Genomic DNA, 20,293 nt, shown 5'->3' with positions numbered 1-20,293 from the left:
GAACGAATGGAGTCCCTAAATTCTGTCCCAGCGAACAGGCCAGGATATGAGAAATGCAGACAGATACGGTCTACCACCCCGCCGCGACACGAGAGTTCAAGGACTTCGGCTTCATGCAAGCGTATATGTCGTTTAAGCCGCATCTGGAAGCAGGGCGGCGCAGGTTCGGCCCGCTGATCACAATCGATGACGGCACGCTGTCCCCCGGCGCCAAGGGATTTGGCCTGCATCCGCATCAGGATGTCGAGGTGGTTACCTTCATGGTAGACGGAGAGGTGTCGCATATCGATCCGGTGGTGCCCGTTCACAACGGCACTGTAAAAGCGAAGGGCCTTCAGGTGATCTCCGCTGGCACCGGTATCCTCCACAACGAAGTGAACAACTCGCGGACAATGCCGATGCGAGCTCTGCAAATCTGGTTCGAGCCGCAATTCGAAGGGTTGGCGCCGGCTTATTCCAGCAAAGAGCTGGAAACCGCGGACCACACCAATCGGTTCCAGCTGGTGCTGTCGCCCGACGGTGCCGAAGGCTCCCTTGTTGTACAGCAGGAAGTGCGTCTCAGTTACGGCAAAATGGACCGCCACGGCGTGCTGAGTTTCAATCCGCACAGCCCTGATCGCAGCCTCTACATCTTTATGATCGAAGGCGAGGCAACTGTTACTGGCCTCCCCCTTGGCAAAGGAGATGGGCTGGGACTGCTCCGCTCCGGAAACCTGGAGATTACGGTCTCAGCCGAAGCCGAACTCCTGATCTTCGATCTGCCTGCTTCCGAAATCTCTTAACCAGAAAAGGACATCAACATGACCTCCCCGAAAACGACCCCCGACAACGCAGCCATCGTTCTGATCGACCATCAGGTCGGCACAATGAATTGGGCAAAATCCGTTGACCGCGATCTGATCGAAGCTAACACCCGCGCCCTCGCGCGGACGGCGACCGAGCTTGGCATGCCGCTGGTGTTGACCTCCAGCATGGAAGACAACATGCAGGGGCCGCTGATGCCCACACTGGAAGAGATCGCGCCAGATGCCTTCGCCGCGCGTATCAAACGCCCCGGCGTAGTGAACTGCTGGGATGACAGCGCCTTTGCAGATGCCTGCCGCAACACCGGACGCAAGCATTTCATCATGGCAGGCATCACCACCGACGTGTGCCTTGCCCCGCCCGCAATCAGCGCCGCCGACGAAGGCTTTGCTGTGACCGCTGTGGTCGATGCCTCCGGTTCCCCGACTGCGCTGACGGATGAGATGGCGTTCCGGAAGATGGAGCGCGGCGGTGTTGACCTCACCACAACCAGCGCGCTGCTGGCAGAGCTTGCGGTCAATTGGGCTAGCGAGACCGGCCAGAAAATCATGCAGATCCTTGGTGAGGAAATCCTGAGCCGCGGATAAACTCTCCGATCCGTCACAAACGATACGGGAGCGGCCGCCCTATCACAGGGCGGCAGCGATTCGCGTTTGAATGCCGTTCAGAATGAAGTAGCAAATGGCCTTTTCTTTGCGCACGAAACTGCAAAGTCTAGTTGCGAAGGTCCGGATTGGGCTGCCACCAGTCTATCAAACTGACTGTAAAAAATGGTAAATCTGAGCCCGGTACTACTGCTTCGGCGATTTCGCGAGAACGGCAGATACTGTGCGTGTCTTGCGGCTTCTAGTGATCGCGATTGCACCCAGGACTAACGCACATGCCAAGGCTTGAGGTAAAGTAATGGTTTCGCCAAAGGCTAGAAATCCAACAGCAAACATCGTGGGTAACTCTATGCTTCCGACCACCGCAGTTTGGGAAGCCCCAATTACAGGCGAGCAGATCGTGTAGATAAGTTGGGGCACGAACGCGGTGACAAGTCCAATACCAACAATGAGAAGCCAATCGGATTGTTCCCCTGGGAGCAACTCTCCAACTTCAGCGCCAAGGATGAGCGGCGCAAGACCCAGTACAGACCCCAGAGAGACTGACGCGATGCGTGCCAACGGCGCAATCCGTGACAACCTGTGTACGAGCACGCAGATTCCGAAGCCAAACCCAAATGGGGCAGCAAGGGATAGCAGCAGAGTTGGTAGATGCTCCGCAGGCACTGATGCGGGCGAGCCAGCAATGACGGCTGCCACCACAATCAGACCAGCGGCCAACAATGCGCGCCTCGTTGGTGCATCAGCGAACACGGCCCAGGCAATGACCAGAGTGAATACTGGATAGGTCATGTAAAGCACACCCACTGTCGATGCGGGCAACTTCTCCAGCGCCGTTACATACCCGATCCACCCAAGCCCCATCACGGCTCCAGCTGAAAGGCCCCAAGTGATCTCTCGCCATTCTTTTCGGTGCAAAATGAGAACAGGAAGCAGAAGAATCGCCGCAACAATGTAGCGGTAGAATGCGACTGCATAGGGTGCGACGCCCTGTTCGGTCAGGCTGCGGCTGAAATAGGGAACTAGTCCGAAACAGATTGAAGCAAAAAGAACACCAAAAACTGCAAATGCGTAAGGGATGGACGGTCGATTTCGCGCAGATGTCGTTGCCATAATCTGGAGCTATCACGCATTTGCTATTTCGTCTTTAGAGATTCGAAGAACGACAGCTTTGTCCGCATCTAAGAGAATGCAAAGCCTAGTTGAGAATGCCCGCTTCGGGCAGCGAGCAGTCACTTATGTGTAAGGCCGTGAAAAGCGACACCGAGCCCTAAGCGATCAATAGGATTGCCAATCTTAAACACCGTCCATCAGGAGTAGTTTGAGAACCGAGACAGGCCGAACATTGTGCGGTGTTCGACAGGAGTCAGTCCTGTCTTTCGTTTGAACAACCTCCTAAACGAAGGCGTATCGGCATATCCGACTGCTTCTCCGACCTCCACCACGGAGCAGTCGGTAGTTTCAAGCAACTGGCGGGCTTCTTCAATTCGCAGCGCCAAAACGTAATCTTGCGGTGACTTACTCGTTGCTTTGCGAAAGCGTCGTGCAAACGTAGTTGGCGACAACCCGGAACGTTTAGCCATTTCTGCGACTGGGTTATCGACGGAGTAATTGTCGGAAATCCATAGTTGAGCCTGTGAGATTATGGCGTCAGCATGAGGTGCCGTAGTGATCATTGAACTGAATGGTGACTGAAGTTCTCCGCGGTTGGCCATAAGCCAGACTTTTGCTGCCCGCACCGCCTTTTGCGTGCCGCCGTAATGCGCGATCAGGAACGTTGCGAGTTCCTGCCACCCGGTTGTCCCACCCGACGTAACGGGTCCGCGGGACGCATCGGCAAAGCAAAGGCCGCGGTCGATGCGGAGCCGCACATTCGGATAGAGCCTTCGAAAAAGGCCTTCCCAAGCCCAATGTGTGGTCGCTTCAAACCCATCCAAAATACCTATTTCCGCCAAATAGACCGCCCCTGTACAGGCTGACACGATACGCGTCTTGGCCAAGTCGCGCTTAGCAAGCCACGCTAAACAAGGATGTAGTTCGGGGTCGAGCCGGTCGTGCGGTGAAAGTGTCAGTCCAGGTACGACAATAATATCAGCGTCGTCTGCGTTCTTAAATGTCTGGTCTGGCACGATCCATATGCCACTTCCGCAACGAAACCCTTCAATGTTCGGGCCAACGAGACTGACGTCAAACACCGGCATAGGCTCCTCGCCGCTCACCAAATGTTCCCAGTCCCGCCCAGCGGCCACCAAAGTGTCGTACAGGCCAAACACGCTGGAGGCGCTGGTTTCTGGGGTGGCAACGATTTGAACCGAATATGGCATCGGCAAAATTCCCAAAGTGGTGAATTTGCCCCCTTATTAGCCGTTCCGCCACTCACGCAAAACGAAAAATGTCGTGCAGTCTTCAAAGGCACGAAGTTCGCTGGAGGTGTTAGCGATGATGAACGCAGTTTGGAGATTATTTTTTGACCGTGAAAAGCCGATCTTTTTGAAGAGACTAGCGCTCGGAAAACTTAGCCGAACAGATGACCAAGGAAGAGGAACCGACAACTGCAAAGTGACGGAAGAGATGTGGAAATCGGTGATCTATATTGGACCAGGCTGTTCACTGGTGAGAGACCGTTAGTTTGAGCAATTTCGATGTCAACTTCGGGTTGTCAGAGAGCTACCACTTTTCTCCGAAGGGTCGAATGTCGAGCTCGAACGTCCAAGCCGACTTGTCTTGTCGGGCCAACATCAGAGCCGTCTCCGCAATCCGCTCTGGCTTGATAAAGAAGTCGTCGGGTTCATCTGGAGCAAAGTTCGTCCGTGTGTCCTCGGTGTCGATCACACCGTCGATAACGAGATACGCCACATGTATGCCCCGCGGGCCGAGCTGCTTGGCCAGTGCATTTGCCAGCGTACGTTGGGCAGACTTTGAAGGAGCAAATACCGTCGTCCAAACGTTCCCACGAAGTGCAGCGGTCGCGCCCGAAACGATGATCACCCCGGAACCACGTTCGGACATCTGAGGTCCTAGAAGCTTTGCGGTGGCAAAAAGACCAAGAGCCCCTACGCGCCAGCTCTGCTCGAACTCGATCTCCGAAACGTCTTCAAGCGTTCCAAACTGTGCGAGGTCTGCGTTGTAAATAACGACATCAATTTCCCCTAGATCGCTCTGGACTGCGGTAAGCGCTTTTTTCAAGTTATCCGGGTCTCCGGCGTCGCATCTGTAGAATCGAACTGACGTATCAGTTGAACCCTCGTCACCGAATGTGGCGCCCGAACGGCTCAGCAGTGCGAGAGAGTAACCGGCATGCTTGAAAATCTCAGCGTATGCGGCGCCCAATCCAGGGCCAAAACCGATGATGACGCAAACCTTGCCATCCATGACTTCTTCTCCTTACAGCTTTCGTCTCTCTGCAATCGTAGCACAAAACTCTTTTGGTTCGTTTGATGAGGGACAGCAAAGTTCGCAAAGCCAGAATTGCAAAGGCTTGTTTTGAATGTCGGGTTTGGGCTGAGATCGGTCCTCAGAAACGATTGAGCCAACGGCAAATTTGTCCGCATAGCGGTTATTGACGCGCTTCGTAGCGAACGTCTGCTCCGAGCCCAAAGCAGACATGTTAGTCCCGCGTAAGGTTTGTTTTGGTGACCCCCAAAGAGGTGATAGTGCCATCCAACTAGTGGATCAGTTTCAATCCAACGGGAGACCGGTACTGTCGAAATAGCGTCTAAATCTTTGCCTTCGGGCCTCTAACTTTACGTTCAGCCGTTACTTGCAAATTCGTCTTCCGCCTCTCCACCCGGGGTTTGATCTACTTCCTCCGGTTCTCCATCAACATCATCGTCCTCCTGGCCGTCGGCATAAACGCTTCCGTCATCCGAAATGCCAAGTGTGGATTTTACCGATTCTTCATCGGGATTGGAGTCACGGACCGCGCCGAGGACGCGGTCTTGCTGTTCCTCCGCGACGATTTTGTCCTCAGAAAAATCGCCTTTGTAATGTCCCAACAAACTGGCCTCCGCGTCATGCACCGCCTCCGCAGCCGCCAACTGATCGTCCGTCGGTTGCGCTATCGTATTTCCGTCCTCATCTGTTGTTACGTCGTGCGCATCTTTCACCGCTTGTGCGGTTTCCAAATCTTCAGGCGCAATCGTACCGGGAGTGGACGCCTCATCGGCAAGAACCTGTTCAGCTTCCTCCAGCGTCATTGGAGCCGTGTCCAAATAATCATACGCCGCAGCAATTTCCTTCACTTCTTCAGGGCTCAAGTCGTAATCTTCACCCATGACATGATTGAAATTTGCGTCGGCTACGGCAAGGCCAGCGGCCAGGCTCACCGGCCCTGTACCTTTCGCATACTGTCCGTTCGCGATATGCGCGAGTTTTGCATTTACACTGGAGTTAATGGCACCATTCAGTTTGCCGAGGTTACGCGGGGCAAGCGTGCCATCATCAAGGAGTTTTGCTTTTCTGCTTGGTGGTCTCGGGGATTGCGCGACACTCGCTTTACTTGTTCGTGTTGTGGTGGTCCGTGCCTTGTTCCCTTTGAATAGACCTTTGACACCGTTTTGCTTCAGGTTACGGCCCAAGGCCTGAAAGTCTTCCTTCACAGCCCGACCCAAACGACTGCCGCTCTTTGACTTACGACTTTTGCTGGCAGACTTCGTATTTGCCCCGTTCAGCGTTTTGTCGGAACCCCATCCCCTTTTGGCACCTTTTTCACCGTTGTTGCCGCCCTTTCCGCCACCGTTGCCACCTCCATTATCCCCTTTTCCGCCGCCGTTACCTCCACCTTTGCCGTTACCATTTTTTGCGTATGCGTAATCGGTAGCGAGAACGGTCACGACTGGCGCGACTACAAATGTAGACAGTACGATTGCGGAGACGCTCACTTTAAGGAAGTTCAACACGGTAGAAATCCTTTTCGTTTAGAGAAATACTGGTCAGCGGCGGCGAACGAATGCCATCCTTAAAAATGTTGCTCAAACACGGCCAGAATGAGGCAGCTATTCGACTTTCAGGAGTCGCTATCTTTAATGGAATATTAACAACTTGGCCTTTATTTCCAAAAGAATCACTTGGGAAAATAAAACTGTTAACAATAGCAGTAGTTTTCAATTTTCTGTTTCCAGCAGCGATCAAAAAAAACCGCTAAATCGGAAATAATAGGTGCGTTAACACTCGGTTAATGTGAGGTCTGAAAAATAGCAAATAGTTTATTTTTACGAGTTGACTATGGTTAAGCAAAACAAAAGGGAGATATTCCCGCCTTTAAACGACGCCGAGGCCGAAACATTTGGCCCGGACAAGAATAGCTCCCTAAAATCTACGATAAGAAGGGCTATATTTGCTGCCCCAATATTGTTGTATTTTCTTCTAATGGCCTTTTTTCTAAATAGAGCGTCTGCCGAAAGCTATATATCGATCCCGTGGTAGATGAAGGCTTTTGCCCTGAGATAGACAATGAGGGTCCGCGCTATCAGACGAGACAGCGAAAGATAGTTCTGTTCGTCCACTCCGCCTGCTGAGCAATCATTCAATTGGTTCCGGAGCTCTGCGCCGCAGCAAACGGCAGAAATGTCCGCAAGGCAGACATCGGGCTGAAATTACTGAACGTCCGCTGCGAGCCCGACCTGCTCATTCGACATAGCGCAGCGAAGGTCGGCTTTTTCATGGGTTGGCCACAAATGCGGCTCGAATCGCGGCCTTCATCGCGTCCTGAGGCCCTTGTTCTTGCGCCTTGCTGGATGCCATCACCAGCTTGGAGGCAGGCGTGTTTCTATGTTTGTTTGCATAGTCTACCATCTGCGCGTTGCCCTTGGTGCTGACCGCAGCGCTGCAGAGTGCTCTGCCAGATGGGATGAATGGCCGTTTTCAAGAAGGCAGCCCCATTTTTGAAGCCTCTATATTAACCAGACATTAATGAATCGTTTTTATTCCATAAAAGATAATCCCTCCAAATGGCCAGTAGGCCGCCGCATTTTTGACATATTCAAATCACAGAGTTTATAGAGTTGCTCTCAGTTTAAAAATAAACCTAATTCCAAAGGCTTAGAAGGCTTTTGAATCAATGCCCTAGTAAATGTTTCCGTAATTGCAATACCTGCAATTGCGAGCTTTCCCCTAATAGAAATGAACTTATGGCAGCTTTTTCGCCGATAAAGGAGGTTATAAATGCCTACGAAATTTGTAAAATCAACAAGCTCTAGCGTTTCTCCTGCATTCGGTGTGTGGAAAGGTGCTCGACGTCTTGCCAGCGACGAGGATGGCGCGCTTACTATATTCGCCCTATTAATGTTTGTGGCTATTGTCGCCTTTGTGGGAATTGGTATCGATTTCATGCGCTACGAGAGCGAACGTGCAAATTTGCAGTACACGCTGGATCGGTCTGTTTTGGCTGCGGCGGATCTTGATCAAAAGGCGGAACCAGAATCTGTCGTTCGTTCGTACCTAGAAAAGGCGGGCCTTCTGGAAAATCTGACCAATATCAATGTAGTCAACGACACTGGTTATCGAGAGGTGTCGGCGACAGCCCAATCTGAGATACAGACCCAATTCATGCACCTCTCTGGTGTTGATACATTGATCGCACCCGCAACGAGCACTGCCGAGGAAAGCGTCGGTGCTGCCGAAATCTCAATCGTATTGGACGTTTCGACCTCGATCGACTTGTTTCAATTAAAAAATGCAACGAAAAACATCATCACAAAGATAGGAAAGAAAAACGGGCATTGGAGCAACGAAGTTTCGTTTTCCCTGATTCCGTATTCCAGCCAGGTTAACGCTGGCGCAGATTTGCTGAAATACTACAATGTCGACCGTTTTCATGGCCACTCGCATTGCGTCAACTTTACCGACAATGAATTTAGCAAGCCTGATCTTTCTCTGACCAGAGTGCTGGAGCAAACGGCTCATTTCGACCCTTACACCGAGACAAAAGAGCCGATTCAAAATCCCGTTTGCCCAATCCGCCCTGGATCAGCGATCCTGCCATTCCAAAACAATGAAACAGTGCTTCATGACTATGTCGATGGCTTGACCAAGCTTAGCAACCCAGTGGCAGACGAAGATTCTGGCCTGGACAACGGTGCAAATTGGGGCCTTATTTTACTGGATCCGAGCACACGCCCAGTCATCAATGGTCTGGCCACTCCTGTATCCGCAGATGGTGATGGTATCGTCCCGGAAGCATTCAAATACCGCCCAATGGATTACAATAGTAACGTTCTAAAAGTTCTGATCCTGGTGTCCGACGGGGACAATACCGATCAGCACATGCTCAACCCCTCGATGCGTACTACCTTGTCGGATTTGTGGTACAATGAGGAAGCCGATCGTTTCTCAGTCTTCCAATCAAATGGCACCCCTATGTATTGGTGGCCTCATGATAACAGCTGGCAGGATCACCCTTACGGCAACGGGGACTCACGTTGCACGACCAAAGGCAGCAAAACTTCATGCGTTAAAGAAGACGAGCCCGGCAAGTCGGTACAGTTGTCCTACGTTGAGCTGCTGAACCTTGTGTCCTTGGAATACATCGAAAACAATATTTTCACCCAGTCGCCAAGTGCCTATGGGCAGTGGGAAAGCAGCGCGTTCAGCAAGAAAAATGCAGTAGCCAAGGATGCGCGCACCAAGCACGTATGCAAGGCAGCCAAAGATGAAGGCGTGATTGTCTTTAGTGTCAGCGTCAATGCCCCTGCGAACGGTCAAAAGGTACTGCAAGGCTGCGCAAGCTCTGCCAGTCATTACTATGATGCATCGGCGCCTGACCTCACAGATGCCTTTACTTCAATCGCGTCCTCGGTTCGTATGTTGAGGTTGACACAATGATGCGCCGGATGTTCTCCGCTCTAACTGAGCTTCGCCGCAAGGAAGACGGCAATGTGACTGTCGAGTTTGTTATCATATTCCCTGCCGTGTTTTTCCTGGTTCTTTCGGGATTGGAGCTTGGCTTAGTAACACTGAAACACGCGCAACTGGAGCGGGCTGTCGACATGACCGTTCGCGACATTAGGCTGAACACCGGCATTAACCCACAGCATGACGATATTAAGGCGGTTATCTGCAACCGAGCCGGTTATATCAGCAATTGTGAAAACAGCTTGCGTCTAGAAATGATCCGTCAAGATCCATTTGCGTCCATAACAGTACCGACCATCCCTGACTGCACTGACTTGTCCGACGAAGTGCGCCCTGTGCGGACTTTTCAAAACGGCCTTGAGAACGAGTTGATGGTTCTTCGGGCCTGCGCCAAGATCAATCCCATGTTCCCGACATCCGCTATGGGCAAGGCAATAGTTAACGAAGAAGGTCAATACGCTTTGACCGCTACAACCGTTTTCGTACAGGAGCCTAACTAGTATGAGGATTAACCGACTTCCGATACACTGTTCAAAACGATTCCTCGGCCGGGAAAACGGCTCGATTTCCGTCGAAGCCGCTCTTGTCATCCCAATCCTCTTTTGGGCGATCATGGCGGGTTATACATTTTTCGACGCTTATAGGCAGGATGCCTCGAACACCAAAGCAGCACATACGATCGGTGACCTAGTTTCTCGAGAAACTCGGGAGATCAATAGCGAATACATTGACTCGATGGTGGAAATGTTCAAATTAATGGTGGCAAATGATACGGATTTGAAAATTCGAATTTCGTTAGTTCTTTACGATGCAGCCAACGACAATCATTCGGTGAACTGGTCTGCAATTCGCGGCGAGTATGTTGAAAAGTTAACGGACGACGATATCGGTCTATATAAAGATCTTCTTCCCCCGATGTCGGATCAGAATACGCTTATTCTGGTTGAAACCTCCAACACGCTTGTCCCGATCTTTAGCGTAGGCTTAGACAATATCGAACTGAAAAACTTCATTTTCACCCGACCGCGCTTTGCAAACAATATTAAAGCGAACGTCTAAGTTCCTGAGCTCGGCAACGAAGGGTCCCCGTAGGTGCCACCAAGGCCCAAGCGTTACTACCTCAGATCAACAGCGGCCGTTCCATCAAGGCGCAGCGGAATCAACTAAAGAGCCCAAACTCACCGATGCTGCTACTGGTACCAATGTCCACTTCTGAACGGATGACGAAATCAGAAGGTAAATGTCTCTCGATGACGTCTCGACTCGTCAACGTTCAATTCGGTGAGGAGTTCTTCGCTCCAATTCATCAAAGCGGCAGGTCCGCACATGAACACTTCACGCTCACTCAGGTCCGCGACGGTCCGGAAATCATTAATCTTCATGCGTCGCTCTTCGAGATTCCGCAAGTTGTCGGAGAGCGTTTCGCGCAGACCGTCCCGAACGGATCGTGCCGCAGATGGGTGACTGCTCACGCTTTGAAAGGCAACTATGCTGAGCTTCACTTGATCCGGTAGCGAGCCATGTCGCGACGCAAAGTGGTTCAAGACGCCGATATCGTCATCACGCCCGGTAAACATAAGCACGATGTCAGTAGAAGTCTGATCTGGGTTTGCCTTTGCCACTTGCTGAATGCCGTCCCACATTGACATGAAAGGCGTAATGCCCACTCCGCCCGCGATCCAAAGCATCTTTGGCGGGACACTAGGGGGTGTGCCGTCGTGCCCCTCTGCAAAACAACTAAACCCTGCACCAGCCCCCTTGAAGACGACCGGAAGATTCCTGTCGATATGCTTGTCCGCATTGTCGTGCAGGACATTTGACGCCAATCCGCCCGGTTTGCGTTTGACGGTGACGTTGACATGATCGGTCCCACGGAACGTATTGAATTTCGGATCATACCTTGGCGCGCTGGAAAGCGTCCAAGTTCGGATATAATCTTCGTTCACCAACTGGGGGTTCGCCTCGTTCATATGGCTGTAGCCGACGTCCAAAATGCCTGAGAAATCAAATACACCAAACCCACCGGGCAAAGGGGCATTGACTGGCGATGAGAGTTTAAAAGTGAATGTCTTAATATTGTCGGACAAAACTTGTGTAGAGACAAGCGTAGCCGAGATCGCGGCAGCGTCGTCATAGGGCATCGCAGAATGCCCCATCTGTTCTAATTCTTGCCGCAAGAGCTTTACCGGCGGATTGTAGGGTGAAAACTGCTCTTCAGACGTAAGTTTTAGGTTAAGCCCATCCGCGACAAAGACCGCCCCTGTTACTTTGATACGTGTCAGCAGGCTCACCCGTGGCATAAGCGTTTCTGCCTTCTCAGCGAACAGATTTTCTGCCTCCCCAGTGACATACAGGACGTGGCCCGTGATGAAATCTGGAAACACGAGACCGACCTGAGGGTTTGTCTCGATGTTACCCAAAGACTGGTAAAAACGATTGCCGGAATGGTCAGGCAAAACCAGATAAGTTGTTACTTGATCACCTTCGACTTCTTCATAGATGCGGGTAAAGCTCGGCGCACCGCCGCGATGGTTAACACCCATATCGGTTAGAGTGTCCGAAGCATCGCTCTCAGCAATGTGCCTTGTCGCCAGAAAGACCGTGCTTGCGCGATCAACCAAGGCTTTAGCGCTGGCGGGCAAGGCAGATGTAATCGTGTCAAAGCTGTCATAAGACAGTTCGGCCGCGCGCTGAAAGTGCGCCAATCTGCGCTCAGTGATGTATTTCGGACAATTCCCAAGATGCTGGTCGGAATGAAGCCGAAGCCGCACCTTTCCAGTATTTTCGACGATGGACTCGCCGATTGTCCCGGCGATTTTGTTACGCCGCCGGTTGCTGAAATCGACCCCAACGCCAGCAAAAAGCCGCGCTTCTTCGGCAGACGCCAAGTCCTGCTGCAATGCGCGCGCAAATGGATCATAGGGGTTGGTCTCGGCAACCACATCCGTTGTGTTGCCGCCCAACACCTTGATCCCGACAGAAGGATCGTCATCCGAGGTTGTGACCAAAATACTGACCCATGGGCGCCCCTGTTGGTCGAGCGTTGCCAAGGGCAAGTAAGACAGACCAGCAAAGAAATCCGCGTGCTGCTGCGGCATATTGCTATCGATGAATTGCGGAATGGCATCGATGAGCTCTTTGGGTGTTTTGCGCCGCTCTTGCAGCAGCAATTCCCCTTTGTGCGACTGATGTTTCTGCGCCATTGTCTGACCTTCACGCGGATTTCATTGGATTTAATTTTCAGGGGCATTTGATGCCCTTGAAAGTTTGATTAGAGGCCCAAGTCGCTTAGACTTGGATGATCATCGGGGCGGCGCCCCAAAGGCCAGCGGAACTTGCGGTCCGTCTCTGCGATCGGATGTTCGTTGATGCTGGCGAACCGCCGTTCCATGTAGCCACTTTCGTCAAACTCCCAGTTCTCGTTGCCGTAGGCCCGGAACCAGTTGCCGCTGTCATCGTGGTACTCATAGGCGTATCGCACGGCGATGCGATTGCCGTCATGGATCCACAACTCTTTGATCAACCGATAGTCCAGTTCCTTGGCCCACTTTCGCGACAGGAATTCTTCGATCTGAGTGCGACCCCGCGGGAATTCCGCTCGATTGCGCCAATTGCTATCCTGCGTGTAAGCGAGTGCGACTTTCGCCGGATCACGACTGTTCCAACCGTCTTCGGCAAGGCGGACCTTTTCGATTGCCGACTCCGTTGTGAAAGGTGGTAACGGATAGCGTGGCGCTTCTGCGGTCATGTCGCTGCCTCTGCCTCTGCTAAAAGTCCAGCTGCGGTAGCTGGCATTGCTTCAAACCCAGGCAAAGCTTCGAAACGGGATATCCACGCTCGTACGTTTGGATATGGGTCGAGCGAAACGTTCCCCTCGGGCGCATGCGCTGTATACGAATATGTCGCCACATCCGCGATCGTCGGGCGGTCACCAACAAGCCATTCTCGGCCCTCAAGTCCATGTTCCAGTTTCTGCATCGCCTTCTCGGCGGTTGCGGCTGCGAAATCTGCGTTCAAAGGTGCTCCAAAAACAGTGATCAATCGCGCGGCGCATGAACCAAACGCAATTTCACCAGCTGCGAGTGTGAGCCAACGCTGAACCTTAGCCTCACCAATTGGAGTGCTAGGTATCCAGTCAGGCGCATAAGCCCGCGCAAGGTAGACAAGGATCGCATTTGAATCTGGCACAATTACATCGCCATCTTCGAGAACAGGAACCTGCCCATTCGGGTTCATCGCCAAAAACTCAGGCGACTTATGCGCACCAGCTGCCAGATCAACGGGAATGGTTTCATGCGCGATCCCTGCAAGTTTTGCGAACACCAAGGCACGATGCGCGTGACCTGATTTGGCGAAATGGTGAATACGAACGGCGTTTGGCATCTGAGTCTCCAGTCATTTTGAACCTTCTAAGACGGTAATACCCGTTGCATAATTGTGAGATAATCGCCATTTTTGGTGTAACTTTAAGCCCTGAGGGGGCGCAATGACATGGACAAGATTGATCGCATGCGCGCATTTGCGCTGGTCGCAAAAAACGCTTCTTTCACCATCGCAGCGCAGCGGATGGGGCGCTCCGCGCGTCTAGTCAGCAAATATGTAGCCGATTTGGAAAACGCGCTCGGTGTTCAATTGCTAAACCGCACGACACGCAGCGTGGCATTAACAGATGCAGGTGCGACCTACTTGGCGTTGTGCGCACCGCTCCTCGACGCGTTTGATGAGCTTGAAGAACGGGTCAGAAACGAACAAGCGTCGCTACGTGGCACGATCCATATCTCCGCTCCCACAGGTTTTGGCACATTGCGCCTCGCTCCCTCTCTCGCTCGATTTGCTGCAAAACACCCGAATGTCGAACTAGATCTACAGTTCTCGGATCGCAGGGTGTCCATAATAGAGGAAGGGATCGACCTTGCCGTCAGAATTGGTCCGATGCGTGATAGTTCGCTTAAGGTGCGGCAGCTTGGTCGGATGCCCTTGGTCGTATGTGCCTCACCCGACTATTTGGAGAGAGCAGGTAAACCGACCCATCCACGCACTCTAGCCACCCACGAATGCATTCTCGACGGCAACATGACAGAGCCGACAATCTGGAAATTTGACATTGATGGCCAAGAAGAGGCGGTTCAAGTGAACGGGCGCTTTAGAATGAGTGCTCCGGCAGGATCGGCCCGCATCGCCGCAGCGGGTGCAGCAATCGCGCGATGCCCGGCTTATACGGTCGCGGACGCTCTGCAATCTGGCCAGCTGGTGGAGCTTTTTGCCGAATACCGGGTCACACCGTATGTTGTTGCCGCACTCTTTCCGCAAAACCGGCACCTCACAACCAGAGTGCGTTCGCTTATTGATCACCTCGCAGGTGATCCAGCATTATGCCCTGACGGAACATGAAGCCGTTTCCATCTGGTGCAGGTAGGTCCCCAAATTTCATAAGAGAAAGACGGCGCGCTTATGGAATGTGTATATAGAGCCATACCTAGCCTGATTGAGAAAGCGGACATTGAGTGCGATAACCTAAATGGCCGCTTCGTCCGCAAAGAGGTCATTCATGACTTTTCAGCGAACGTCTGCATCTGGCTTTGAAACGGACACGGATGAGCGATTAGCCTGCCGCTGACTGCGGTTTTGTATTCGGGAAAATCGAAAAGGAAGCGTGGGCGGGGTTCTGATGGCAGCCGCGGCGTTTCTCAGAAAATCAAAAATTTTTTCGGAAGGAGTGACGGGCTGTGGGGGCCAAGCTCCACTCGCCCCCGTGTTTTTGTCGGGGTGGGGGGTATTTTCGGGATTTTGCCTGACCTGACAAAACCCACCCCGACGCCTACCTTTCGATGGACGAAGCCTCACTGCATGCTGGTACCAGGCCGATCTCATTGTGTATCCTGATCGCCGTTGGTTTCGGGTTTCGCGGGTTGGATGACGCAGGCCACGTCTCGCGTATTCTCACTACGTCAGCGGCGCAGTAGTACTTTGCGCCATGTCGCTGGATACACTCGTGGTAGTCTGCCCCGACATATGTCCGGTCACGGCGATTGCCTTTTCGAATGCGAATTAGGAGAACAGGTTGCAGGTCGTAGTGCCAGCAGGTGTCACAGGCCGCACAGGCAAGGATGTCCCTGCCGAGGATACCGAACAACCGTGTGGCGACCTCCACGGCGGCGGATTACCGTCCAGAAATTCGAATATGAGGCGCGTCGCCTCTATGGTGACAACCCAGGATTTGCAGGACTGTGCGGCGCGCTTCCTGCGCTCATGACGGTTCGTGAGCGGGCCTCGAAATGATGGGTTGCGCCAATAAGAGCCAATACGCGCCTACTGCCACCCCCACTTCTATTTGTAAAAACTGAAATCGTGTTTTGAGTATTTCCAAACATATCTGCGCGGACGAGTTGGCGCTTTTTGGCCCAACTTGGCGCACACTCAATGAAATCAAGCACTTAGCTTTTTTTCACTTTTTTACCCCCTCACACCCACTCAAAAAGAGAATTCGGGCGCTTTCGCTGATTTCAGGTGCATTTTTCGTCCGCTCCACACGAAACACCCATCTGGTCTTTCGACCGGTGCGACTTCCGAGGTTAATGCGCGCGGCCCTGAGCGTGTAGGCGTCATCGACCTTGGTGTCGCGGTTGCGTCTCAGGTATCCTGTCACCGCTTGGATGGATGGTCTCGTGTCGCCCGGAAACGCCTTTTCCATGATGCGATCACCGACATGGGCGTTGATTTCCTGAGCGGTAATCCATTCACCCTCGGGCGGCTGCAGCATCCCGCCGACTTCGATCAGGGTGATGGCTTGCAGGAGGTGGCTTAGGCCGGACGGTGCGGTCCCGTTGACATCCTCCTCCCCTGCCTCGACCCACAGGTCGAAGAAGTCCGGTGCGTCGACCACGTTCAGCACGGGTCTGGCCACCTCGCGTTCCCACTGAGGGAACCGGCTCTTGGGTTTTACTGAGACCACCTTGGCGGTGGCGATGCAGGCGAGTGCGCCGATGATGCGGCCTCGGTTTTCGCGCGTCCATGTGAGGATGTCCGGGTGCTTGAAGTCACGCAGGACCATGTTTTCGATGCCGCGCGGCACGAGGCGGATTTCAACGGCACGAGACGCAGTATCCCGGCCATGAGGATGTTATTGCCGGTCAGGGCGACAACCATGCCGGACGGCCCGGAGTAGGTCTTGGACACGCCCAGCACCCGACCGTTCCACATACCTGACGTGACGAGTTGGTGTAGGTCGCAGTAGCTGTTGCCGATGGTCGAGCCGGTGCGGACGTTATCGAAGGCGAGCAGCGAAGCGCTTTCCATGACCGTGCTGGTGATCAGCTTGCCGCGTTCCTCCCGGTCGTCAGGCACCTGCGTCATGGCGGCGATTTGGCCGGTGACGGCGCAATTGAGGCAGTCGAGCAGGATGGACTTGCCGATGCCTGCGCTGGGCGCTGTCAGGGCGTTGAGAGGTATCGCAGACCCGTAAAGGCTGGTTTTGTTTTTCAACAGTGAAATCGCCAGCATCAGGGCGGCGGCAAAGTCCGTGTCTGTATCAAACGGGAAATCACACAGCCACTCATCGCGCAGGAACGCGACGGCCTCCTGTGGGTCGCCCCATTCCTCGACCTCGGTGTCACCAGTTTCCAGCCACAAGCCTGAGGGTTCGTGGTAACCAGACCCGGACAACAACTGACCGTCATACAGCACCGGATGCGAGGCCACGCCTTTCAGGGTGGGCAGCATTGGTCCCACTGATTTGGTCATGTGGTTAACGAGGCCGGTGGGCGCGAACACGGGTGTTTCGATCACGCCCCTATCCGAATGTGTCACGCGCTGAAAATAAGCGATATGATGCAAAAGCCCGATCATATGCCCGGTGGTGAGGGGTTCAGTGCGAACGACAAGGGCCGGGTCTTTAATCGGCTTGCCATCCTCGTCGCGGACGGCTTCGCCCTCGTGGTCACGCCGTGTGGTGGTGAGGTAAGTTGAACGGGTCTTGCGGATACCGACACCGACGCCGCCATAAGAGAATGCAAGACGCGCCTCGCCCAGCAACGATTCAAGCAGCGGTGCACCATCCATGAGTAGGTTCGGGTCAGCGGTGTCTATCACCACCTTGTCGCCGGTATCCCGCGCCGCCTCGGTCACGAACACAGTGCGAGCGCGTTTGCGCGCCCGGTCCCACTCGGTCTTGGCTTTCTGGTCCCGTGCCTTCTGTTCCAGCGCCGCGATGGCCTCGGGGTTATCCTCGACGGCTAGGGCCAGTTCAATGGCATCTGGGTCTAGGACATTCCCGACCCGCTCGACATGCAGCGCCCAGCGCGCCCGTTGGTCCGCCACGCGCGCCTGCCAAATCTCATTGTATTCCTCGTCGCTACCTAGAACGTAGGTTTTCTGGACGCCGTGCGCCTGGCTGACGATGCGGCGGTTTTGGGCGTACACAATCGCGGTCGCGCGCCCGCCTCCGTAATCCGGTTCCAGCGGGTCGGACAGATTCTCGCCCTCGTATGTGGCCGGGTCTCTCAGTATGTCGCCGACCGTGACAGGTGTGCCGCTGCGGGCGAGATAAACCACGTATGAAGCGTGGAGGATTGGGCGCTCGCTGCTAATCTGTTTTTCCAATTCCGTACGACGCCCACGCTGGACGAGCCGTTCGACCTCGGCGTCGACCTCCGCGTCACTGGCAACCTCACCAACGATGGCGTTGGCTTCCTTTATCAGGCATTGGTCCAGCCAAATCTCGCGCTGGGTGGTGGCATCCGACGCGGTTGCGCCTTTCGCCTCCTCGACCATGCGGGTGTAGGTGCGTTCCTCAGCCGCAGTCAGGTCTTTGAAGACCTCGCGGGTGTCGATCAGGCGCTCACCCTCGCTGATGAGCTGAGCGGGTTCAGGGCGGCGCTGTTCCATACCCTCGCCGCACACGGCCCCACCGGCATAGTCCAACCGCGAGGGTTGATACATGCAGGGGTCGGTCGTAGCGCGGATGAGTTGTGCGCCGCTGCCCGAGATGAAAATGTAGCCGAACCTGTTCAGCCACATACGCTTGAGCAGAACGTCAGCGGCACGGGGTATGTCCGTGGCATCCGCGACACCGATGTAGAGGCGCTGCCCTTTCAGCCCGATCAATTGCTCGTCGGTCTCGCTGTCGTAAACGAATGAGGATGAGGACGGTGCCCACACAACGTCATGTTCCTCAAGGTCGGGGATGACCCGGCACAACTGCCCCCACAGTTCGTCAGGTGACAGGACCGCGTGGCCCTCCCGTGGGTCGTAGTCCATTGCCATAATGCCGGGGCCGTCGCTCCAAACGAAATGGCTCTCGGTTCGGGTGATGCCTTGTTCCCTGTAGCGAGCCTTTGAAAACACACCCACGCCGTCGACGTCCACGGGAACGATTGGCAACCCGTAGGCCATGACATCCACACCCGGTATTACTTTGTCGTTCAAAACTGCGGCGAACTCGGCCATGTCCGCGACGCCATCCACGTAGGCGCTTCCCTCGTTTAGGTAGCCCACCGTTTCCTTGTGCAGCGTCCCGTCCGCGTCGCGGCGGTAATGCTTGCCGCCGGTCTTTGGGTCCACCAACTGGATGTTGGTGTATTTGATCTGTTTAGGAGCCATCGCGGCGTTCCTTCCTGTTGGACGCGCGGGGCCAGCCCAGCGCGCCGGGGTATCAACCGCGTTAGGCGGCGTTTGTTTTGTGAGTTGGGTTTTGGGTCTGTTCCAGCGCCGCGAGGTGCCGTTCTGGTTTCCGGGGGGCGCGCGAGGCGAAAACGGCGTGGTCACCCCTCTCGAACCGCCAGCCCTTGGCCCCGTTGACGAGGGTGCAGCGGTGACTACTCATGGCTGGGTCCTCCGACGCCGACGCCGCTGTGGCGGAACCTCTGTCGGGCGCTGTTCGCGGATGTGCTACCCTCGGGCTACACGCTCGGCGATGCGCTCACTGGCCCCGAACAGGGCTTGTTCAATTCGGGAAAGTTCGGCCTCGGGCTCACTCGGGTCATGCTTGACCGTGAGCGTCACGTCGCCGCGCTTGACCTTGTATCGACCGGGCGAGTGAACGAGGGTCGCGCGATGCTGATGAGCCAGAGCCCGCAATTGTGTCAGGAAGTCGTGTTTTCGCTGAATTTCGGAGGGCTGCATTACATACCCCCTTGGTCGTGGGGTTGCGACACGCTACTCTCGGACCCGTCGAGGCACTTTCGTGATCGACGGTGCATCGAGTGGGCGTCGTCCTTTTGGGCGGCGCTTATTCGTTCGTGTGACACGGTGGCACCCCCTTCACATCGCTGAGCGGTCGGAGTGTGACCCGAGGCATGGGCAGTTCGAGGCGGCACGCGACTTCACGCAGCCCTGCGGCCTCGCTATCGCTGTGGACGACCAGACGGCATCCCAGCATGTTCGCGGCCTTGATGCGTTCGGGGAGGTCCAACTCACGCGGCGTGGTCATCCCTCCCGAACATGTTCAGTGAGCGCGCACCCTCAACGTCAACGCGGCGCTGGGCCTCAGCGAACAGGGCGCGCGTGTCGTATGTGGCTCGGCCATTCAGGTGGATTACGGGCAAGTCCCACCGTTCGAGGGAACGGGGTGAGGTTTCAAACCCGGCCATGGCCAGCAGTTCGGCCCCGCGCTTACGGGACACGCGCTCAGGGCATGGGTCGGGGAGGGGTAGGATATAGGCGCTCATGCTGCCACCCCTTTCGATTTCGGTGTGGCGTTGGGCTCATTGATCTCGGGCATGTCGCCCTGTTGAATCCGGTTCCGCTCTTTGAACGCAACGATGCTCTCGCCCTCTATCAGGGTGAGGCCGTTGCAGCTGTAGGCCAGCAGTTCGCCCCGATTGATGAGGCGGTAAATCGTGGACGGATTGCAGCGGGTCAGGGCCGCAGCCTCAACCACTGTGCAGTCCGCCATGGGATGAAAGGAATAGGAGGCGTCCCGGCTAGGAACTTTGTTGCGGGTCTCGCTCCATGTTCGTTTGGGCATTGGGTGTCACCTTGTTCAAGACATTGGTGACACCCCATAAAAAGGACATTTTCGCAGAAGGATACAGCTA

General features: G+C 54.5%; 21 protein-coding genes. 7 read left to right on the top strand and 14 right to left on the bottom strand.

Going from position 1 to position 20,293, the window contains the following annotated elements:
• The first annotated feature begins 53 nt into the window (after positions 1-53).
• Positions 54-782: a pirin family protein gene (locus DHN12_RS14475; RefSeq protein WP_108860835.1), complete on the top strand. Its 729-nt coding sequence runs from the start codon at positions 54-56 to the stop codon at positions 780-782.
• A gap of 18 nt (positions 783-800) precedes the next feature.
• Positions 801-1,391 carry an isochorismatase family protein gene (locus DHN12_RS14470; protein WP_108860834.1) on the top strand — a complete coding sequence of 197 codons (591 nt, stop codon included), beginning with the start codon at positions 801-803 and terminating at the stop codon, positions 1,389-1,391.
• 204 nt (positions 1,392-1,595) lie between these two features.
• Here the strand turns inward: DHN12_RS14470 and DHN12_RS14465 are convergent, their stop codons facing one another.
• The 6 genes from DHN12_RS14465 to DHN12_RS25085 form a co-directional block, all read right to left on the bottom strand.
• Positions 1,596-2,522, bottom strand: a complete 927-nt coding sequence (locus tag DHN12_RS14465) for a DMT family transporter (protein ID WP_108860833.1) — start codon at positions 2,520-2,522, stop codon at positions 1,596-1,598.
• Positions 2,523-2,719: 197 nt separating this feature from the next.
• Complete coding sequence (locus tag DHN12_RS14460; RefSeq protein ID WP_108860832.1) at positions 2,720-3,733, bottom strand: GlxA family transcriptional regulator; 1,014 nt, start codon at positions 3,731-3,733, stop codon at positions 2,720-2,722.
• A 343-nt stretch (positions 3,734-4,076) separates the two neighbouring features.
• Complete coding sequence (locus DHN12_RS14455) at positions 4,077-4,781, bottom strand: SDR family NAD(P)-dependent oxidoreductase (protein ID WP_108860831.1); 705 nt, start codon at positions 4,779-4,781, stop codon at positions 4,077-4,079.
• A 377-nt stretch (positions 4,782-5,158) separates the two neighbouring features.
• Complete coding sequence (locus DHN12_RS14450; RefSeq protein ID WP_159090037.1) at positions 5,159-6,307, bottom strand: hypothetical protein; 1,149 nt, start codon at positions 6,305-6,307, stop codon at positions 5,159-5,161.
• On the bottom strand, positions 6,291-6,515 hold the full coding sequence (locus tag DHN12_RS24455) for a hypothetical protein (RefSeq protein WP_159090036.1): 225 nt from the start codon (positions 6,513-6,515) through the stop codon (positions 6,291-6,293). The genes DHN12_RS14450 and DHN12_RS24455 overlap by 17 nt, the downstream gene beginning before the upstream one ends.
• Before the next feature lie 552 nt (positions 6,516-7,067).
• The gene (locus DHN12_RS25085) at positions 7,068-7,202 is read right to left on the bottom strand and encodes a hypothetical protein (RefSeq protein ID WP_255415467.1); all 135 of its coding nucleotides are present in this window, start codon (positions 7,200-7,202) and stop codon (positions 7,068-7,070) included.
• A 369-nt stretch (positions 7,203-7,571) separates the two neighbouring features.
• Between DHN12_RS25085 and DHN12_RS14435 the strand changes: the two genes are divergently transcribed.
• From DHN12_RS14435 to DHN12_RS14425, 3 genes are read left to right on the top strand one after another with little or no spacing between them, the layout of a single operon-like run.
• Entirely contained in the window at positions 7,572-9,230 is a 1,659-nt protein-coding gene (locus DHN12_RS14435) for a TadE/TadG family type IV pilus assembly protein (RefSeq protein ID WP_108860828.1), read from the top strand.
• The gene (locus tag DHN12_RS14430; RefSeq protein WP_108860827.1) at positions 9,227-9,760 is read left to right on the top strand and encodes a TadE/TadG family type IV pilus assembly protein; all 534 of its coding nucleotides are present in this window, start codon (positions 9,227-9,229) and stop codon (positions 9,758-9,760) included. Before DHN12_RS14435 ends, DHN12_RS14430 begins: the two co-directional genes overlap by 4 nt.
• A gap of 1 nt (position 9,761) precedes the next feature.
• Positions 9,762-10,319 carry a TadE/TadG family type IV pilus assembly protein gene (locus tag DHN12_RS14425; RefSeq protein WP_108860826.1) on the top strand — a complete coding sequence of 186 codons (558 nt, stop codon included), beginning with the start codon at positions 9,762-9,764 and terminating at the stop codon, positions 10,317-10,319.
• A 170-nt stretch (positions 10,320-10,489) separates the two neighbouring features.
• Here DHN12_RS14425 and DHN12_RS14420 read toward each other — a convergent pair whose 3' ends face one another.
• The 3 genes from DHN12_RS14420 to DHN12_RS14410 form a co-directional block, all read right to left on the bottom strand.
• On the bottom strand, positions 10,490-12,463 hold the full coding sequence (locus DHN12_RS14420; RefSeq protein ID WP_108860825.1) for a pyridoxamine 5'-phosphate oxidase family protein: 1,974 nt from the start codon (positions 12,461-12,463) through the stop codon (positions 10,490-10,492).
• A gap of 68 nt (positions 12,464-12,531) precedes the next feature.
• The gene (locus DHN12_RS14415) at positions 12,532-13,008 is read right to left on the bottom strand and encodes a nuclear transport factor 2 family protein (protein ID WP_058277264.1); all 477 of its coding nucleotides are present in this window, start codon (positions 13,006-13,008) and stop codon (positions 12,532-12,534) included.
• Entirely contained in the window at positions 13,005-13,643 is a 639-nt protein-coding gene (locus tag DHN12_RS14410; protein ID WP_058277263.1) for a glutathione S-transferase family protein, read from the bottom strand. The genes DHN12_RS14415 and DHN12_RS14410 overlap by 4 nt, the downstream gene beginning before the upstream one ends.
• A 108-nt stretch (positions 13,644-13,751) precedes the next feature.
• Between DHN12_RS14410 and DHN12_RS14405 the strand changes: the two genes are divergently transcribed.
• Positions 13,752-14,651, top strand: a complete 900-nt coding sequence (locus DHN12_RS14405; RefSeq protein ID WP_058277262.1) for a LysR family transcriptional regulator — start codon at positions 13,752-13,754, stop codon at positions 14,649-14,651.
• A 437-nt stretch (positions 14,652-15,088) separates the two neighbouring features.
• Positions 15,089-15,223: a hypothetical protein gene (locus DHN12_RS25080; RefSeq protein WP_255415466.1), complete on the top strand. Its 135-nt coding sequence runs from the start codon at positions 15,089-15,091 to the stop codon at positions 15,221-15,223.
• A 482-nt stretch (positions 15,224-15,705) separates the two neighbouring features.
• Here DHN12_RS25080 and DHN12_RS14400 read toward each other — a convergent pair whose 3' ends face one another.
• The 5 genes from DHN12_RS14400 to DHN12_RS14375 all read right to left on the bottom strand — a co-directional run bounded on the left by DHN12_RS14400 (position 15,706) and on the right by DHN12_RS14375 (position 20,223).
• Positions 15,706-16,311, bottom strand: coding sequence for a hypothetical protein (locus DHN12_RS14400; RefSeq protein WP_234416648.1), 606 nt, complete (start codon positions 16,309-16,311; stop codon positions 15,706-15,708).
• A complete protein-coding gene (locus DHN12_RS14395) occupies positions 16,200-18,857 on the bottom strand; it encodes a hypothetical protein (RefSeq protein ID WP_108860823.1) in 2,658 nt (885 codons plus the stop codon). The genes DHN12_RS14400 and DHN12_RS14395 overlap by 112 nt, the downstream gene beginning before the upstream one ends.
• A 288-nt stretch (positions 18,858-19,145) precedes the next feature.
• Positions 19,146-19,379, bottom strand: coding sequence for a hypothetical protein (locus DHN12_RS14390; protein WP_108860822.1), 234 nt, complete (start codon positions 19,377-19,379; stop codon positions 19,146-19,148).
• A 290-nt stretch (positions 19,380-19,669) separates the two neighbouring features.
• Positions 19,670-19,924 carry a hypothetical protein gene (locus DHN12_RS14380; protein WP_108860820.1) on the bottom strand — a complete coding sequence of 85 codons (255 nt, stop codon included), beginning with the start codon at positions 19,922-19,924 and terminating at the stop codon, positions 19,670-19,672.
• Positions 19,921-20,223, bottom strand: coding sequence for a helix-turn-helix domain-containing protein (locus DHN12_RS14375; protein WP_108860819.1), 303 nt, complete (start codon positions 20,221-20,223; stop codon positions 19,921-19,923). The genes DHN12_RS14380 and DHN12_RS14375 overlap by 4 nt, the downstream gene beginning before the upstream one ends.
• Positions 20,224-20,293: the final 70 nt, after the last annotated feature.

This window comes from Ruegeria sp. Alg231-54, from assembly GCF_900143525.1.
In the GTDB taxonomy this organism is placed as follows: domain Bacteria; phylum Pseudomonadota; class Alphaproteobacteria; order Rhodobacterales; family Rhodobacteraceae; genus Ruegeria.
This window is presented reverse-complemented; position numbering and strand designations above follow the sequence as displayed.

Excerpts from the sequence above, each read along its gene's own strand:
- DHN12_RS14410 (WP_058277263.1), bottom strand. The coding sequence starts at position 13,643 with ATGCCAAACGCCGTTCGTATTCACCATTTCGCCAAATCAGGTCACGCG.
- DHN12_RS14415 (WP_058277264.1), bottom strand. The coding sequence starts at position 13,008 with ATGACCGCAGAAGCGCCACGCTATCCGTTACCACCTTTCACAACGGAG.
- DHN12_RS14420 (WP_108860825.1), bottom strand. The coding sequence starts at position 12,463 with ATGGCGCAGAAACATCAGTCGCACAAAGGGGAATTGCTGCTGCAAGAG.
- DHN12_RS14405 (WP_058277262.1), top strand. The coding sequence starts at position 13,752 with ATGGACAAGATTGATCGCATGCGCGCATTTGCGCTGGTCGCAAAAAAC.
- DHN12_RS14465 (WP_108860833.1), bottom strand. The coding sequence starts at position 2,522 with ATGGCAACGACATCTGCGCGAAATCGACCGTCCATCCCTTACGCATTT.
- DHN12_RS14400 (WP_234416648.1), bottom strand. The coding sequence starts at position 16,311 with ATGGTCCTGCGTGACTTCAAGCACCCGGACATCCTCACATGGACGCGC.
- DHN12_RS25085 (WP_255415467.1), bottom strand. The coding sequence starts at position 7,202 with ATGGTAGACTATGCAAACAAACATAGAAACACGCCTGCCTCCAAGCTG.
- DHN12_RS14435 (WP_108860828.1), top strand. The coding sequence starts at position 7,572 with ATGCCTACGAAATTTGTAAAATCAACAAGCTCTAGCGTTTCTCCTGCA.
- DHN12_RS14460 (WP_108860832.1), bottom strand. The coding sequence starts at position 3,733 with ATGCCATATTCGGTTCAAATCGTTGCCACCCCAGAAACCAGCGCCTCC.
- DHN12_RS14395 (WP_108860823.1), bottom strand. The coding sequence starts at position 18,857 with ATGGCTCCTAAACAGATCAAATACACCAACATCCAGTTGGTGGACCCA.
- DHN12_RS14375 (WP_108860819.1), bottom strand. The coding sequence starts at position 20,223 with ATGCCCAAACGAACATGGAGCGAGACCCGCAACAAAGTTCCTAGCCGG.
- DHN12_RS14425 (WP_108860826.1), top strand. The coding sequence starts at position 9,762 with ATGAGGATTAACCGACTTCCGATACACTGTTCAAAACGATTCCTCGGC.
- DHN12_RS14475 (WP_108860835.1), top strand. The coding sequence starts at position 54 with ATGCAGACAGATACGGTCTACCACCCCGCCGCGACACGAGAGTTCAAG.
- DHN12_RS14455 (WP_108860831.1), bottom strand. The coding sequence starts at position 4,781 with ATGGATGGCAAGGTTTGCGTCATCATCGGTTTTGGCCCTGGATTGGGC.
- DHN12_RS14470 (WP_108860834.1), top strand. The coding sequence starts at position 801 with ATGACCTCCCCGAAAACGACCCCCGACAACGCAGCCATCGTTCTGATC.
- DHN12_RS14390 (WP_108860822.1), bottom strand. The coding sequence starts at position 19,379 with ATGCAGCCCTCCGAAATTCAGCGAAAACACGACTTCCTGACACAATTG.
- DHN12_RS14380 (WP_108860820.1), bottom strand. The coding sequence starts at position 19,924 with ATGAGCGCCTATATCCTACCCCTCCCCGACCCATGCCCTGAGCGCGTG.
- DHN12_RS25080 (WP_255415466.1), top strand. The coding sequence starts at position 15,089 with ATGGACGAAGCCTCACTGCATGCTGGTACCAGGCCGATCTCATTGTGT.
- DHN12_RS14430 (WP_108860827.1), top strand. The coding sequence starts at position 9,227 with ATGATGCGCCGGATGTTCTCCGCTCTAACTGAGCTTCGCCGCAAGGAA.